Origin of the sequence: Phormidium sp. FACHB-592 (genome assembly GCF_014695795.1) — a bacterium.
Classification (GTDB): domain Bacteria; phylum Cyanobacteriota; class Cyanobacteriia; order Leptolyngbyales; family Leptolyngbyaceae; genus Stenomitos.
This window is the reverse complement of the sequence record NZ_JACJOZ010000032.1, coordinates 166,605-181,910: the sequence shown is the minus strand read 5'-3', so window position 1 is coordinate 181,910 and position 15,306 is coordinate 166,605. Positions and strand designations below refer to the sequence as shown.

General features: G+C 50.7%; 13 protein-coding genes. 8 read left to right on the top strand and 5 right to left on the bottom strand.

The features are described from left to right. Positions 1–39: 39 nt before the first annotated feature. Positions 40–1,347 carry a Holliday junction branch migration DNA helicase RuvB gene (gene ruvB, locus H6F86_RS08025; protein WP_206756018.1) on the bottom strand — a complete coding sequence of 436 codons (1,308 nt, stop codon included), beginning with the start codon at positions 1,345–1,347 and terminating at the stop codon, positions 40–42. Positions 1,348–1,524: 177 nt separating this feature from the next. Between ruvB and H6F86_RS08020 the strand changes: the two genes are divergently transcribed. The 6 genes from H6F86_RS08020 to H6F86_RS07995 all read left to right on the top strand — a co-directional run bounded on the left by H6F86_RS08020 (position 1,525) and on the right by H6F86_RS07995 (position 6,839). Next, on the top strand, positions 1,525–2,061 hold the full coding sequence (locus tag H6F86_RS08020) for a hypothetical protein (RefSeq protein WP_190447841.1): 537 nt from the start codon (positions 1,525–1,527) through the stop codon (positions 2,059–2,061). 217 nt (positions 2,062–2,278) lie between these two features. Beyond that, positions 2,279–3,154: an ABC transporter permease gene (locus H6F86_RS08015; RefSeq protein ID WP_190447840.1), complete on the top strand. Its 876-nt coding sequence runs from the start codon at positions 2,279–2,281 to the stop codon at positions 3,152–3,154. Next, positions 3,155–3,919, top strand: coding sequence for an ABC transporter ATP-binding protein (locus tag H6F86_RS08010; RefSeq protein ID WP_190447838.1), 765 nt, complete (start codon positions 3,155–3,157; stop codon positions 3,917–3,919). Positions 3,920–4,053: 134 nt separating this feature from the next. Then, positions 4,054–4,524 carry a Mov34/MPN/PAD-1 family protein gene (locus H6F86_RS08005; RefSeq protein ID WP_190447836.1) on the top strand — a complete coding sequence of 157 codons (471 nt, stop codon included), beginning with the start codon at positions 4,054–4,056 and terminating at the stop codon, positions 4,522–4,524. A gap of 137 nt (positions 4,525–4,661) precedes the next feature. Further along, entirely contained in the window at positions 4,662–5,837 is a 1,176-nt protein-coding gene (gene moeB, locus H6F86_RS08000) for a molybdopterin-synthase adenylyltransferase MoeB (protein ID WP_190447834.1), read from the top strand. 75 nt (positions 5,838–5,912) lie between these two features. Then, a complete protein-coding gene (locus H6F86_RS07995; RefSeq protein WP_190447832.1) occupies positions 5,913–6,839 on the top strand; it encodes a type II secretion system F family protein in 927 nt (308 codons plus the stop codon). A gap of 215 nt (positions 6,840–7,054) precedes the next feature. Here H6F86_RS07995 and H6F86_RS07990 read toward each other — a convergent pair whose 3' ends face one another. Both H6F86_RS07990 and H6F86_RS07985 read right to left on the bottom strand, forming a co-directional pair. Then, the gene (locus H6F86_RS07990) at positions 7,055–8,194 is read right to left on the bottom strand and encodes a sulfate ABC transporter substrate-binding protein (protein WP_190447830.1); all 1,140 of its coding nucleotides are present in this window, start codon (positions 8,192–8,194) and stop codon (positions 7,055–7,057) included. A gap of 143 nt (positions 8,195–8,337) precedes the next feature. Beyond that, the gene (locus H6F86_RS07985; RefSeq protein WP_190447828.1) at positions 8,338–8,937 is read right to left on the bottom strand and encodes a hypothetical protein; all 600 of its coding nucleotides are present in this window, start codon (positions 8,935–8,937) and stop codon (positions 8,338–8,340) included. Positions 8,938–9,349: 412 nt separating this feature from the next. Here H6F86_RS07985 and H6F86_RS07980 point away from each other — a divergent pair, with 412 nt between their 5' ends. Then, on the top strand, positions 9,350–11,317 hold the full coding sequence (locus H6F86_RS07980; RefSeq protein ID WP_199305148.1) for an iron uptake porin: 1,968 nt from the start codon (positions 9,350–9,352) through the stop codon (positions 11,315–11,317). Positions 11,318–11,375: 58 nt separating this feature from the next. Here the strand turns inward: H6F86_RS07980 and H6F86_RS07975 are convergent, their stop codons facing one another. Next, complete coding sequence (locus H6F86_RS07975) at positions 11,376–12,548, bottom strand: FAD-binding oxidoreductase (RefSeq protein ID WP_190447826.1); 1,173 nt, start codon at positions 12,546–12,548, stop codon at positions 11,376–11,378. A 323-nt stretch (positions 12,549–12,871) separates the two neighbouring features. On the opposite strand from H6F86_RS07975, the gene H6F86_RS07970 reads away from it, so the two are divergent. Next, on the top strand, positions 12,872–14,071 hold the full coding sequence (locus tag H6F86_RS07970) for a BMP family ABC transporter substrate-binding protein (protein ID WP_190447824.1): 1,200 nt from the start codon (positions 12,872–12,874) through the stop codon (positions 14,069–14,071). Between the two features lie 78 nt (positions 14,072–14,149). Here the strand turns inward: H6F86_RS07970 and H6F86_RS07965 are convergent, their stop codons facing one another. Continuing rightward, positions 14,150–15,292 (bottom strand): AI-2E family transporter, encoded by a 1,143-nt coding sequence (locus tag H6F86_RS07965; protein ID WP_190447822.1) that lies wholly within the window; start codon positions 15,290–15,292, stop codon positions 14,150–14,152. Positions 15,293–15,306: the final 14 nt, after the last annotated feature.

Genomic DNA, 15,306 nt, shown 5'->3' with positions numbered 1-15,306 from the left:
ACTGGCTTTAGTAGAGCAATGGGTAAGCCAAGTGGCTGGCTAAAGCATCGAAAGCTGATTGCTAGGTGGCGTATAGCCCAGATGTTTCCAGGCAGCAGGAGTCGCAATGCGACCACGCGACGTGCGGTTGAGATACCCAATCTGCAAAAGATAGGGTTCGTACACTTCTTCGATCGTCTGAGCATCTTCGCCTGTAACAGCTGCCATTGTCTCTAACCCGACGGGACCACCGCCAAAATGTTCGATCATAACCGTTAGCAAGCGGCGATCAGTCCAATCTAAGCCACAGGGGTCAACGTTAAAGCGTTCCAACGCCTCGGCAGCGATCGGTTGGTCGATCGTGCCCATCTCTTTCACCTGCACATAGTCACGCACTCGTTTGAGCAGACGATTGGCAACGCGGGGAGTGCCACGAGCACGGCGGGCAATTTCCGTAGCGCCCTCAGATGTCACAGCGGTAGCAAGCAGTTTTGCTGTTCGCAGCACGATCTGCGTCAGTTCATCCAGTTCGTAAAAGCGTAACCGCTGAATCAGCCCAAAGCGATCACGTAGAGGCGATGTGAGCGCACCGACCCGTGTTGTCGCGCCAACTAGCGTAAACGGCTGTAATTTGAGCGATCGTGTGCGGGCGCTGGAGCCTTGCCCGATCGTCAAATCAACCCGAAAATCCTCCATTGCCGGATACAGAAGCTCTTCGCTCACCTTGTTCAAACGATGAATTTCGTCAATAAAAAGCACATCACCCGGCTGCAAGTTTACCAGCAGTCCCACAATATCTTTGGGGCGTTCTAGCGCGGGCGCACTGGTAATTTTGCAATTGACTCCCATTTCGGTCGCCAAAATCAATGACATCGTTGTTTTGCCTAGTCCAGGCGGACCGTAGAGCAGCAAATGATCTAAGGTTTCATGCCGAGCTTTGGCAGCGCGAATGGCAATATCGAGAATTTCTTTCAGGTCTTTCTGCCCAACGTATTCTGCAAGGCGTTGCGGGCGGAGGCGCTCTTCCTGTTTGCCGCGCTCCTCTGGTTGTGAATTGGGCTGCAATAAAGAAGCTGACCGCGCTAGTTTAATGTTGCTGTCGTCCGTACCAGTAGCGTCATTACCAGTAGCGTCTTCGATAATCTTCAGAGGCAACTGCTGCTCCTGTTTTCGCGCGTCCGTACCAGTAGCGTCATTACCAGTAGCGTCTTCGATAATCTTCAGAGGCAACTGCTGCTCCTGTTTTCGCGTCCTGGTTTTTGCTGATAGCTCCTTTCTGCCATCGTTAGCAGTCTCCAGAGGTAACACATCGTCACGCGCTGGATCATCTGCATCTGGAGTCGGTTGTTTGGAAGAGATAATTGCCATACTTTGGAGAAGCAATCAGCGGTCAGCCGTTTACAATTCAGTCATCAGCTGCCGCAAAGCGGAAACAAGCTACAGCAGGCAACAGCTTTGAGACCCTTCTAGCTTATCGTCCCAGTGCCAGGTTGCTAGCTGAGTGCTGAACGCTCAATGTTCATCATACCGAGAGAACTTTAGAACATGGCAGTTGAGCCTCGTTTTACATCTGCTGACATCAGTTTTGCAGACGCGATCGCCGTCACGCAGGCACTCCTAAACGACCTTGAGCAAGGTAACGTTGATGCTTTTGGGGCAACGGTGCGTGAGTTAGTTCGCAGTGAGAATGGGGCACGAGGCTTTTTTGTGACGTACTTGAGCGACGATCGCCCGCTAGCCGATCACCCAACACCTACACTTATTGCAGCGTTACAAACATCACCCGCGATCGTTGCGCCACTGTTGATCAAAAACCTGGTGATGTCTACAGCAATGGCAATGACGCATCGCCGTAACCAGAATGAGGGCTTGTTGCAAGGGTCAGAACGAGTACGATCGCGCACAACACAACTCATACAAGCACTCCAGTTGCCTCAGGTGCAGGCAGAAGCACAAAGCTTACTAGGGACGATCGCCACAAAAACAGGAGACTATCAAGCGTTCTTAGAACGCTGGGGGTATGATTTGGAGCAGCAGCAGGCAATGCAACAAACTTTAATCGCGCTGGGTTTTGCTCAATAAGCCTGGCTTCGGAGCCTGAGGCGTTCGGGTAATGGAACCAGAAGCTTGTTTCAGCGTCTCCATAGAGTGATAATGAGCGCTCGTCAAAATCTACTTTTCTCTCAATACTGACAAAGCTTCTAGCCCTTCTGGTTTGTCACATGGTTGACATTGGCACCAAATACAGGGAATTTAGATCAGCAATTGCAACCAGAATTCACTTCGGTTTGATCCAAGCATGGCAATCTCACTTCGGAAAAACCTTTCTCGTTCCGAGTCACAGCGCTACTGGGAATTGCTGCGTGTTTTGGTTGAACGCAACCTGAGTGCTCGCTATCGCGGTTCCATCTTGGGCATCTTCTGGTCGCTGCTGAATCCTCTGACCATGACTGGGCTGTACACGGCGATTTTTGGCGGTATTTTTGCAGAAGTGTATCACGGCTCGCTGATCAGGTATGCTCTGGCAGCCTTTACAGGGCTAGTGATCATTAACTTCTTTTCAGCAGCCACGTCGCAAGCGCTCACGAGTGTGGTGGGCAACGGACCCTTACTGAATAAAATCCGTCTGCCCGTCAGCGTTTTCCCAGTGTCAGTGAATGTAGCGAATATCTTCCAGTTTGCCGTGGGTCCTTTGCCTTTTCTGGCAATCTTTACGGTGATTAATGTCCGGCATCATGTGTTAGAAACCATGACCACGCCGTTGCCACTGCCAGATTTAATCGGGACGATCGTTACTAAAAGTTTGATTAATCTAGCAATTTTTCCGCTACCGTTTCTGGCGCTCGTACTGGTCTGTTTAGGCGCTGGTTTTCTTGTCGCGGGCTTGTTTGTCTTCTTTCGAGACTTACCTTACTTTTACGAATTGATTGTCTTTGTGCTGTGGATTAGTAGCCCTGTATTTTACCCAGCCTCCATTGTGCCACCACAAGTAAGACCCTTCTTAGACCTGAATCCGCTCTTTCCCATCATCGAAAGTACCCGTCAAATTGTGTTGTCAGGCGAACCGCCAGAGGTAGGTATGCTGGTGCGTGCGCTGTTGGGCGGCTTAATTATCTTTGGGCTGGGATGGAGTTGTTTCCGATCCTGGCGATCGCAGTTTATGGACTTACTCTAAATGGAAGTAATTCGCCTCGACCAGGTATCGCTGTCACGACGCACGCAAGAAGAGTTTTCGTATGACTTGAAGAAGACGTTGCTCTCGTTTGTGGAAGGCAAGTACCGCAAGCCTGCCCGCAAGCTCGTGTTAGATCATATTGATCTCTCTGTAACGGCTGGTGAAAAAATTGGCATTATTGGTGCTAACGGCTCGGGTAAATCAACGCTGCTCAAGCTGATATCAGGCATCTTGCAGCCAACGCGCGGTGCCTTGCGCGTGAGAGGACACATTGCACCGTTAATTGAACTAGGTGCAGGCTTTGATTCTGAGCTAACCGTGATGGCAAACATTGTCCTCTATGGTGTGCTGCTAGGCTTTAAGCGCAGCGAGATGCTGGATAGAGCCGCTGCCATTCTGGAGTTTGCGGAGTTAGAGGATTATGCCTCTGTCCCTGTTAAAGCGCTCTCTTCAGGGATGACAGCACGGTTAGGTTTCGCGATCGCCACGGACGTCCAGCCTGATATTTTGATTCTGGATGAAGTGCTGTCAGTCGGTGACGAAAGCTTTAAGCAAAAGTGTAAGCAGCGAATGGAGCAGCTCTGGGATGGTAGTGCCACTGTGCTGCTGGTTTCGCACAGCATGGAGGATATTCATCGCTCGTGCGATCGCGCAATTTGGCTCGATCGAGGTCGCATTCGCTTTAGCGGTAGTGCTGCTGACACAGCAGAAGCCTACTTGAGCGCAGTCGAACAAAAGTTAGACATGGGGCTGCGACACGTTTGATTCCGGCAGAGACAGCACCTGTCTGTAAACAAACCTGACTTCTGTCTAAAGTTTAAGCATTTTGGACAACGCACCATATCCAGCATAATCCTGTCCTAGAATAAGAAGTCTGTCGCACACCATCTCATCCTTCCGTGTCTTTAACGCTTCACGCCGAACACTTACAGGCAATTTATGCCCACGCCGAACGCACCTACCCTGAAGAGTGCTGTGGGCTGTTGCTGGGCACGATCGCCGCAAACGAAAAGGTCGTGCATGACGTTTATGCTGTGCCGAATGCGTGGGATACAGATGCTGCAAATGAACTGAACGACAGTGCTGCTTTGACCAAGACTCGCCGCTACTGGATTGCACCAGAAGCCATGTTGGCAGGAATGCGCGAAGCACGTCAGCACAATCTAGACATTATCGGTATTTACCATTCTCATCCTGACCATCCGGCAGTGCCGTCCGAGTGCGATCGTGCCCTTGCCTGGTCACAGTACTCTTACCTGATTGTCTCCGTTGAGCATGGCAATGCCAACGATCGCCGCAGTTGGACACTCAACGAGCAACATCAATTTGAATCCGAAGCCCTCCAACTTGCTGAAGTGGCTCGAATGTGAAGCCGTCCAGCAAACCGATTCAATCCTTTTTTATCCTCTAGCCTATTGCTTCGCAGAAGCAAGCTACATCCTTTAGTCGTTCCTTCAAAGTTCAACTTTTTTTAGCCTTCATCCTTCATCCTTTAGCCTTTCTTCCCATGCTCAATCCCAATCTCAACGATATTCAGCTTGAAAAAGCAGAGTACGAGCGCTATTCGCGTCACCTGATCTTGCCCGAAGTAGGGTTAGACGGGCAGAAGCGTCTCAAAGCTGCCAGCGTGCTTTGTATTGGAACAGGTGGTCTCGGCTCCCCACTACTGCTTTACCTTGCCGCTGCTGGCATTGGACGGATTGGCATCGTCGATTTCGATGTGGTCGATTTTTCCAACTTGCAACGCCAAGTCATTCACGGTACATCGTGGGTCGGCAAACCCAAGATTGAGTCTGCTAAAGCCAGCATTCTCGAAATCAACCCCTATTGCCAGGTAGATCTCTACGAAACGCGCCTCACGTCTGAAAATGCCCTGGAGCTTTTTGAGCCTTACGACATCATTGTTGATGGCACCGACAACTTCCCCACCCGCTATCTAGTCAACGATGCCTGCGTGTTGCTCGGCAAGCCAAACGTCTACGGCTCGATCTTCCGGTTTGAGGGACAGGCAACGGTCTTTAACTACGAGGGCGGTCCCAACTACCGTGACCTCTACCCTGAACCACCCCCACCTGGACTCGTTCCCTCCTGCGCGGAAGGCGGTGTATTGGGTATTTTGCCAGGGATCATTGGTGTGATTCAGGCAACGGAAACAGTCAAAATTATTCTGGGTCAAGGTACGACATTGAGCGGACGACTGCTGCTCTACGATGCCTTGAACATGAGCTTCCGGGAACTCAAGCTGCGTCCGAATCCCGTGCGTCCCGTGATTGAAAAACTGGTCGATTACGAAGAGTTCTGTGGGATCCCCCAGGCAAAAGCTGCTGAAGCAAAGGAGCAAGCTGGTATGCAAGAAATGTCCGTGCAGGAACTCAAGCAGTTGCTTGACAGCAATGCTGACGATTATGTGCTGCTGGATGTTCGCAATCCCCACGAGTACGAGATTGCAAAGATTCCTGGTGCCGTGCTGATCCCGCTACCTGATATTGAGAATGGTGATGGCGTTGCGAAGGTCAAAGAGTTATTGAACGGACACAAGCTCGTTGCTCATTGCAAGATGGGTGGACGATCGGCGAAAGCGCTAGGCATCCTGAAAGAAAAAGCAGGCATTGAAGGCATTAACGTTACAGGTGGAATCACGGCATGGAGCCGGGAAGTTGATCCATCTGTACCAGAGTATTAAGTTGAGAGTTGTAAGTTTTGGGTTTTGAGTTGCGCTAACTTAAAACTCAAAACTTTTCTCTCCAAACTTCTTACCATGCTGGAAGCGGCTCGCTTTTTCCATCAGTTCGCAGCGTTGCTCAAGGCTGGTATTCCAGTGCAGCAGTGTTTGGGCATGGCTGGCAAAGACTGTAGCGCTAACTTTCAGCGATCGCTCAAAGAAGCCAGCCTCAAAGTGGAAGCGGGTCAAGATCTGGCGACCGCGCTTAATGGTCGATCGCCTTATTTTGACCAATGGACGCTCGCGCTCATTCGTGTAGCCGAATATAGCGGCGCATTGGCAGAAACATTTGAACGACTGGCGATCGCCGCCGAAGCGCAGCACCGACGACAAAAGCTCTACAGCTCTGTAATCACATCAGTCATCATCATTGGCTTTGCCCTGTTAACGCTGCTGATCGCCTTGCTTTCGCGCAGTACAGCCTTCGTGTTGCAACCAGGATTCTTCGTTCTAGCAACATTACTGGCGGCGATCGGTTTTAGTAGTAGGCGATTACTGGAGGCAACTGGCAACGGCCAGCAACTTATGGCAAGCGTACCGTTTCTGAAAGGGATTGCCCAGTCGCGATCGCTCCTTTACTTTGCAGAACTGGAACTGCCGCTACGGTGTGGAATGCCACTGTTGCAAGCACTGGAGTTAGTGCGATCGCATATTCCTGATGTGGCGTTGCAAAAAACGTTGGCGCTCGCCTCTCGCCACATGCAAGCTGGACAAACCTTAAGCCAAAGCTTGACTGGAAAGTTGCCAGCGCTGGCACTGCAAATGCTCCGCACAGGCGAAGAGACGGGCAATTTAGACGAAATGCTGGTCAAACTGGCGGACTATTACGAAAGCGATCTAGAGCGTCAGTTCAAGCAACTTCAGGCAGCGCTACGTCCCCTGGCGATCGTGGCGATGGGTGGTCTAGTATTGCTTATTGGCATCCAAACGATCGGCTCACTGTTAAACGTACTACCCAGTTAACTATTGAAACGCACTGAAACGCACAGTTTTTAGAGAAGCGAGGCAACCAGAGTTTTACCCCTTCATTTCGCCTCAACCACATCGCTGTAGAGAGCCATCGCGGTGTTGAGAGAAGGAGCGAGGTTGACGCTGAAGCAAAGGGTCTGAGTGATCGTCAAAAAAGGAGCAAGATTACCTTGCTCCTCTAAGCGCAAAACCGCATTTACAGCAGTATGTTACTTGGCAGCGCGGATCTCATCAAAAACGCCTTTATCGCCAAAGTACTTATCTTGAGCCTGTTCCCAGCCGCCGAACTCTTTGATTGTACCGAGTGTCTTCACGGGAGGATATTTTGCAGCTAGCTCTTTGTTCTTGTCTGCGCTAGCGGCAAGCGGTCTGAAGCCGAGCTTGATAAACTCTTCTTGTGCTTCGGGCGTAAACAAGTACTGGACGAAGGCTTCAGCCACTTCGCGAGTGCCATGCTTATCGACGTTTTTATCGACTACAGCCACCGGAATGTCGATCGAGAAGTTAACTTCAGGCACGACATAGTCCAGCTTCTCACCCTTGTTTTTTGCCAGAATCACTTCGTTTTCGTAGTTTAGTAGCGCATCCCCCTGACCTTGCTTAGCAAAAGCATCAGTTGATTCACGCGCATCTTTTGCCAGGACGACTACATTCTTATAGGCTTTGGCAACGAACTCCTTTGCTTTAGCTTCATTGCCACCCGTTTTGAGGTTGTAATCCCAGAGTGCAAGGAAGTTCCAACGAGCGCCCCCGGAGGTTTTTGGGTCAGCCGTCACCCATTTCACATCGTCGCGGGTCAAATCTGCAAAGGTTTTAATATTTTTTGGGTTGCCTTCGCGGGTAGTGACAGCCACTACTGTTTCGCCCACGATGCCGTTATTGGGCACTTTCGTACTCCAGTCAGGACTGACCAGCTCCGCCTTTACCAGCTTAAGTACGTCGGCTCCTAATGCCAAGTTGACGACATCGGCTTCCAATCCGTCAATGATGGCGCGGGTTTGAGAGCCAGAGCCACCGTAGCTTTGATTAAAGGTAACGTTCTGTCCCTTCTCAGTTTTCCATTTTTCAACAAATTTTGGAATAATTGCATCATGCGCTTCCTTAGGCACAGCGTAGGCAACCAGAGTGAGTTCAACATCCTTTTTCTGGTCAGCAACAGGGCTGGCACTGCCACCGGCAGCGGGAGTGGTGGCATTGTTGCCCGAAGAGCAGGCAGCGATCGATAGACTCAGCACTGCTCCCACAACAAAAAGGGATACGAACTGTCTGAAGGAGGTAAATCTGAGTCGATCAGTAAAATAGTGAATAAGGTTTCCCAGAGGCTTGGGAGCGCGCTGCCGGACAGTCATTCTATGTCTCCTTGAATATACGGCTAACCAATCGGAATAGCGTAAGTTATGCGATAAGAGATCATAATACAGACAAACGATCACCAAAACAATTAGGAAAGCCACATTTCTGCATCGGTTTACGGGTAATTGAACAGCGCAGCTTAGATCACTCCAGCACCAGTTCTCGATCGCACTGGTTGCCGCAGACGTTCTAGCAAAAGCTCCATTTCCTCTGCCCATGCGGAAGGCACATTGACTTGCTCGACAAAATGTTCATAAAAAGGTTGATCGTTGGGCTTCCATAAGCTCCGCCCCTGGTCGGTATAAAAGCGAAGATTATCGAGATGGTCAGCCGCTGCCACTAATTGAGCGATCGCTGCCGCCTCACCTGTACCGTTAATCAAACGTTGAACGTACGCCTGTTTTGGTTCTGTTTTAGCGGAGGGGCAGTCCTGGCAGAGCAGTTGCATTGCAGCTTGAACATTGTGACTGATCGACTCAAACAGTTCTAGCGGTAGCCCAATATCGCCGACAGAATGATGCATAAGTGCCACAATTGCCGCATCTTCAAGCAACTCTGCTGGCAGTAGAATTGCGCCTTTTTCTACGGTAAGAGCAGCTACTGCCAGCAGGTGACTGACAAAGGGAATGTCATGTGTTTCCCTAACTTGTCGAGCGTGTAGTTCCGCTGCCCAATGCAAAACGTTGACAAAGCGCGTCGTTAACAAAGGAGAAGTGACAACTGGCAAAAAAGTACCCATAATTCTTCAAGCAAAAGAAACGGCATGAGTGAAGGATGCCCAAACCGTTACAAAAGTAAGCTCGAAGCAGAGACTATAGGTGAATGGCAATGTCGAGCGCTAGTTGATCCTTATATAAGGTACGCAGGGATACGGGGCGTACAAGCATCTGTATTCATACACTAGCTAGATTCACAAGCGGCTCGATCTCATTGTAAGACGTCTCTGGAAGCGCCTTAATCTAGCAACGCTTAATCAAAGGCGATTGATCCCTAACGACCGAAAAGTTGCTAACTCCAGGGCTGGGCAACTGACGTACTATAAAACATCTATGCCTTTAGAGAGATCTAATGTGTCGAAAATTACATCGCTTCGACATGGGCTTTAGTATGCTTGCAAGTTGATTCGTTCAGTTATGTGGTGTGAGGTTCTGATGTCTATTTCCAAACGATGGAAATTTCTTTTGGCGACGCCAGCCAATCTATGTACAGCTTTGGTCATTGCAGGAGCAGTCACAGGGCTAACGGCAACGGGTGTGAGAGCCTCGCAGAGTTCTATCAACACCTTGCCAGCGGTTTCTGATACTCATCCTAAGCCAGCCAGTTTGTCCGCTGCGGCACAACCGGCTGCGGTACAACCCGTCACGGCACAACCGACTGCTGCCCAGCAAGCGCCCCAACCAACTTTGCACGCTAATGCGATCGAGGCTATTGCTAATGTTGCCGAGATGGAGCCAGCCGAAGCAGACGAGGCACAGGCAGATGATCCCAGCGCGATCGATCAAGTCACATCTGTCTCTCAGCTTACTGATGTTCAGCCGACGGATTGGGCATTTCAAGCGCTGCAATCATTGGTTGAACGCTACGGCTGTATTGTTGGCTATCCCGATAAAACCTTCAGAGGCAACCGGGCGCTGACTCGCTACGAGTTTTCGGCTGGGCTAAATGCCTGTATGGATCGAATCAATGAACTGATTGCAGCGGGCACGGCTGATCTAGTCAAAAAAGAAGATTTGCTAGCCGTACAGAAGCTTCAGGAAGAGTTTGCAGCAGAACTCGCTACTGTCCGTGGGCGGGTTGATGCAGTGGAAGCACGTACCGCCACTTTGGAGAAACAGCAGTTCTCTACAACGACCAAGCTGAATGGTTTAGTTTGGTTTAATCTCTCTGCTGCCAATGCTAGTCGGGATGTGACGTTTGAAGGACCACCTGGAAGCGTTGAGAACCCTGCTAACGGGCGCTTTTTTGCCACCCGCGACCCCGCTACTGGGTTACCAACTCGACAAGTAACAGGTTCACCAGAGCCAACGTTTAGTTTTCTGACCTGGCTGACTTTTAATACATCGTTTTCGGGTAAAGATAGCCTCGTCACTCAGCTAGCGGCTGGTAACGGCATTTCGCCGATCAACCAATATGCGTCAGCAGGGTTCTTTAACGCCTTTGGTTCACCCTTTACCGATCAGTCCGCCGGTACAGTGAACGGTCGTAATGATGTCGTGATTCACGATTTGTTCTATAGTTTTCCGTTGAACGACGCGATTAAGATCACTGTTGGTCCCCGCGTGAATTGGTATCGCCACTTTGATTTCAACCGCTTTACCTTCTTTCTCACTGGAGCAGGTAGCTTTGACTCGATCGGCAGCACCCAGACAAACGCGATCGATCGTGGATCGGGGGCTGTTATAGAGTGGAACATCAATAAACAGTTCCGATTAGCCGTTGCGTATTTGGGCGAAAACACAGAGTTTCTGCCCGGTCAGTTTGGCTTTAACACCTCCAGCAATCCTAATTTTGGTCTGTTTGGTGGCACCAATACAGCGACGGCTGAGTTGACCTTCTCACCGACGAGTTCCCTTAACTTCCGGTTCATGTACAACTACAGCCGCATTCAGGCGTACGGCGGTCAGGTTGGTGGTGCCATTGGTGAACCTATTCCTTACGGCTACCTCGATGCGGGTCCAGGCTTTTCTAACGGCATTATTGATGGCGGTTTGAACCATGCCTATGCCAACACGCTTGCTTTCAACTTTGATTGGCTGATCACCCCTGGCTTTGGTATTTTTGGACGCTATAGCTTTGGTAACACTAATCTAGAGCCAATCAACAAAGCGGTGGATGTGCAATCATTCCAGGTTGGGGTTGGCTTCCCCGATTTGTTCAAAAAAGGTGCTCTAGGCGTTGTAACCTTCCTGGTGCCAATGGACATTATTCGAGGTGAAGAATACTTTGCTGCGGGTGCGGGCGATGGCGGCACGATGTATGAGTTAGAAGCGTCTTACTTCTTCCCATTGAGTGACAATTTGGCGTTGGTGCCATCTTTCTACGCCATCTTTAACGCTAATAACTTTGATAGCAATCCGACCATTTTTGTCGGCAACTTGCGAGCACAGTTTAGTTTTTAGTGGTGGGTTGATCGTTATTAGTTTTAGTAGTTAACAACGATCAACACATCATTAATGTCTATGCAAAGCGATCGGGCGAGAGGTCGGGTAATAGCTCATCTTTTTGTCCGAGCGCGCTGCTAGCAAAGCGTCTTGCCAAAGGTGGCACGATCGCCAGCGGATTGCTGAAGCCTGAAAACAGGTGTATGCCTGCTGTATGAGGGAGTGCGCCAATGAGGGGCAGGCGATCGCTGCTAAAGGCAATCAGACAGTGATGCCATGTACCGGACAATGATTCTAAAGCAGGTAAGACAGCTCCAATGTTTTGTCGCATTTTGCCTTCGCTTTCAACTGCATCAATGGGTGCATTGAGGTCGGTCAGCACTCGGCTGATCTGCCCCATTCTTATACTGCCATTGAGCAATTGAGCGGCTCCAGGGTCTAGGATCAGAGGCATTGGCTCATGTCCGGGTTGATCCCAAAGGGGGTCGAGTGCAGCAGTGCTAGAGTCGGCTTCAAGCTGAAAACGTCTGGTATCGGCTGGCATAACGAGCGATCGCAATTGCAAAGCGACAGGCGGGGTTTCTAGCAGTTCTGCATGAGTGAAGTAAAGGCGAACGGGTATCCCTGCTGCCTTCAGTAGTGAGCGACTGAAGGCACCTGCACAGACAACCGTATTGGCACTGTGATAGGTGTTTGCTTCACCTACCACGCCTGTCACGCGCGAATCACTACGTAAGAGGGCTTTTGCTGAATCGAACTGCACCGTGCCGCCTAGTCTCGTAAACGCCTGTGTATAAGCGGCAGCCATTGCAGTAGTTGAAATGTGACCATGCTTGACGGTGAGAGCACCCGCGATCGCGTCTGGATTCAGCAGTGGCTCTAACTCACAGGCTTCTGCCACACTCACCAGCCGTGGCGGAATCGCAAAGTGGCTGTAGGACTGGGCGATCGCAGCTGGATCCTCGCCAGCGGCGATCGTCAAGATCAGATCCAGTTCACGAAACTCTGTACTAGCGCCCAATTCACTTGATAATGTGCGGTGTAACGCAATGCCCTCAGCACAAAGCCGCCTCGTGAGTGCGGTCGTTCCAGACCAAAAGGCAATACCGCCATAGCCAAAGCGGGTTGCTCCTTGCAGGGAGGGGTGTTGCTCTAGCAGCAAGACAGAAAACTTCTGCTTGGCTAACTCGTAGCTAAGGGCCGCACCTGTAATGCCTCCACCAATCACAATCCAGTCATAGCTCTGCATAGTCGAAATGTCTAAGGTACTCAATTACGGCTTGCCGCTTTATTCTACTTTTGCAGCGTTTGAAGAATTGTGCAGGGCGATTGTTCTGAGGCGATTAGTTTAATGCGGTTAGTCTGGCGCGGTACAGGTCGCGGGACAAGTGCCCCCTTTTAGCAGCCAAAAACTTTAGCGTATAAAGCGATTCAGCTAAGGCAGATTAAGTGGTCTAGCAAAACAGAATCGCAGTAAGCGCCAATGGTTCCGGCGATCGTCCTCTTCTCGCTAGCAACATACGACCAACTCGTTTCCCAAATTTACATCCAATCTTTTTTGAGGAGTCAACCGTGAGCAGTCAGCGTCCTTTGTCTATTCCACGTCGTCAACTTATTCGCGGGCTGCTTGCCGCAGGTGCCTTTGGTGCCACTTCCCGCCTTTGGGTTGGTTGCGCCCCTTCACCTACACCCCAGGCCGGTTCTGGTAGCCCCGCTCCTAGCGTTGCCGCTGCTAAGGAAGTGGTGATGGGCTTTATTTATGTGGGTCCTAAAGACGACTACGGCTGGAACCAGGCACATTTTGAAGGTAGAGAAGGCGTTGCCCAACTGCCCGGTGTCAAAACGGTTGAGCAGGCAAGTGTGCCAGAAACCAACGAAGTTCAGGAAGTCATGCTTAACATGATTAACCAGGATGGCGCAACGGTTGTGTTTCCGACCTCCTTTGGCTACTACGACCCACACATTTTGAAAGTCGCTCCTGGCAGCTCCAACGTGCAGTTTTTCCATGCGGGTGGTCTGTATGTCGAAGGTAAGCATCCTAAAAATGTCGGTAGCTATTTTGCCTATATTGACGAAGCGCAGTACGTAGCGGGCATTGTTGCCGCACACATGGCAAAGAACGGCAAACTTGGGTTTATTGCCGCCAAACCAATTCCTCAGGTCGTCCGCAATATCAACAGCTATACGCTGGGCGCACGCACGGTTAACCCAAAAGCGACAACACAGGTCATCTTTACGGGTGATTGGTCCTTACCGGTCAAAGAAGCTGAAGCCGCTAACAGCATGGCAGACCAGGGCATTGAAGTCATTACCTGCCACGTTGATAGCCCCAAAGTCATCATGGAAACCGCCGAAAAACGCGGTATCTACTGCACGGGCTACCACACTAACCAGTCTAAACTCGCTCCTAAAGGCTACTTAACTGGAGCAGAATGGGACTGGTCAAAGATTTATGGGGAGTACGCCAGGCTGATTCAGGAAGGCAAAATGACGATGGATGGTGGTATTCCCCATCTAGTACGCGGCGGCTATAAAGAGGGCTTTGTCAAGGTTTCAGATTACAGTCCTGCTGTCACTGATGCCGCTAAGAAAGATGCGGATGCCGCTAAGGCAGCGCTAGAGGCAGAAACGCTCGTCATCTATAAAGGTCCACTCAAAGACAACACAGGTAAGGTTGTGATCCCTGAAGGGAAGGAGTTTAAGCAGAAGGATACTGAATTAGAAAAGATGGATTGGCTGGTAGAAGGAGTGCTGGGGAATACGAAGAGCTAGGGCTAGGAGGAATGAGGGATGGGGGTGCGGGATGAAGGTAAAACCTATGTCGCCCTTTCCCCTTCTGAACCACTGAATTCAAGTGCGGATGGGTTCGTTCGCTGCTGGTGTTGCCTCGTTGTCGATCGCACCACCTTGTACCCTCCCATTCGTACGCGATCGCTCGGCTCTGACTTCACCGATGCGTTTGGGTCGGATATAAAGGTTTTCCAGCAGCACAGCGGCTCCAGCAACCCAGGGTGGCACAATAATTGCGCCCAGAATACCTAACACTTGAGTGCCACCAAACACGGCTAAAAGCTGATATAGGGGATGGACATTGACGGAGGAGCCAACGAGTAAAGGATCGAGGACATAGCTTTCTAGATTCTGCACGATCGTAAAGAGCAGTAGTACCCAAAGCCAGGTGATGCCACCCATCGACAGCGATACGATCAGAGCGGGAATCGCGCCTAGAAACGGTCCCACGAAGGGAATCAAGTTGGTAAAGCCTGCGATCGCGCCCAATGCTAGCGAAACTTCCGACAACCCCAAAACGTTCAAGCCAACGGTTGTTACAACGCCCAGAATGGCAGACACGACCACTCGTCCCTGAATAAAGCTACCCATGCGCCGAGCGACAGGCTTGACCTGCGCGGTTAGACGGCGATCCCACGGTGCGGGAAAAAGCTGCACCACTCCTTGAATAAGCGTCTTGCTGCCCGCCACCATATAGCCAGAAATGAGCAAGACAAGAATGACGCTAAACAGGGCACCAACAATATTTTTCGTCAAGCCGAACGATCGCAACAACACCTGCTGACCAGAGCGAATCACCCAGTTTGTTAGAGCTTGGGGATTGATCAACTGCGGCACCAGCTCTGGCTGAGAGGTATTCAGGCGTAAGGCGAGTCCTTGCACCCAGTTGAAGAGCGCCTCTGAGTAAACCGGAATTTGAGTAATCAGGCGATCGGTCTGCTCCACCACAGTGGGACCAATTAACACCCCAACGCCGACAAAACCACCAATGAGCGCTAAGTAAACGGCAATCACTGCTAACCAGCGGGGCACTCGTCGGCTTTCAGCCCAGTTGACGATCGGGCTAAGGGTTGCTGCCAACACCACCGAAATCATTAGCACAATGAGCAAGCTCTGTAACTGCCAGAGCAACGCCAGCAGCAGTACGACAAGCAGAATGCTGAAAATGCTGGAAAGCGAGATCGTAATGCGCTGGTCAGACATGGGGAAAGTTTTTG

What these genes read in the sequence shown, in the direction of transcription:
- ruvB (WP_206756018.1), bottom strand. Translation starts at nt 1,347, where the DNA reads ATGGCAATTATCTCTTCCAAACAACCGACTCCAGATGCAGATGATCCA.
- H6F86_RS08020 (WP_190447841.1), top strand. Translation starts at nt 1,525, where the DNA reads ATGGCAGTTGAGCCTCGTTTTACATCTGCTGACATCAGTTTTGCAGAC.
- H6F86_RS08015 (WP_190447840.1), top strand. Translation starts at nt 2,279, where the DNA reads ATGGCAATCTCACTTCGGAAAAACCTTTCTCGTTCCGAGTCACAGCGC.
- H6F86_RS08010 (WP_190447838.1), top strand. Translation starts at nt 3,155, where the DNA reads ATGGAAGTAATTCGCCTCGACCAGGTATCGCTGTCACGACGCACGCAA.
- moeB (WP_190447834.1), top strand. Translation starts at nt 4,662, where the DNA reads ATGCTCAATCCCAATCTCAACGATATTCAGCTTGAAAAAGCAGAGTAC.
- H6F86_RS07995 (WP_190447832.1), top strand. Translation starts at nt 5,913, where the DNA reads ATGCTGGAAGCGGCTCGCTTTTTCCATCAGTTCGCAGCGTTGCTCAAG.
- H6F86_RS07990 (WP_190447830.1), bottom strand. Translation starts at nt 8,194, where the DNA reads ATGACTGTCCGGCAGCGCGCTCCCAAGCCTCTGGGAAACCTTATTCAC.
- H6F86_RS07985 (WP_190447828.1), bottom strand. Translation starts at nt 8,937, where the DNA reads ATGGGTACTTTTTTGCCAGTTGTCACTTCTCCTTTGTTAACGACGCGC.
- H6F86_RS07980 (WP_199305148.1), top strand. Translation starts at nt 9,350, where the DNA reads ATGTCTATTTCCAAACGATGGAAATTTCTTTTGGCGACGCCAGCCAAT.
- H6F86_RS07975 (WP_190447826.1), bottom strand. Translation starts at nt 12,548, where the DNA reads ATGCAGAGCTATGACTGGATTGTGATTGGTGGAGGCATTACAGGTGCG.
- H6F86_RS07965 (WP_190447822.1), bottom strand. Translation starts at nt 15,292, where the DNA reads ATGTCTGACCAGCGCATTACGATCTCGCTTTCCAGCATTTTCAGCATT.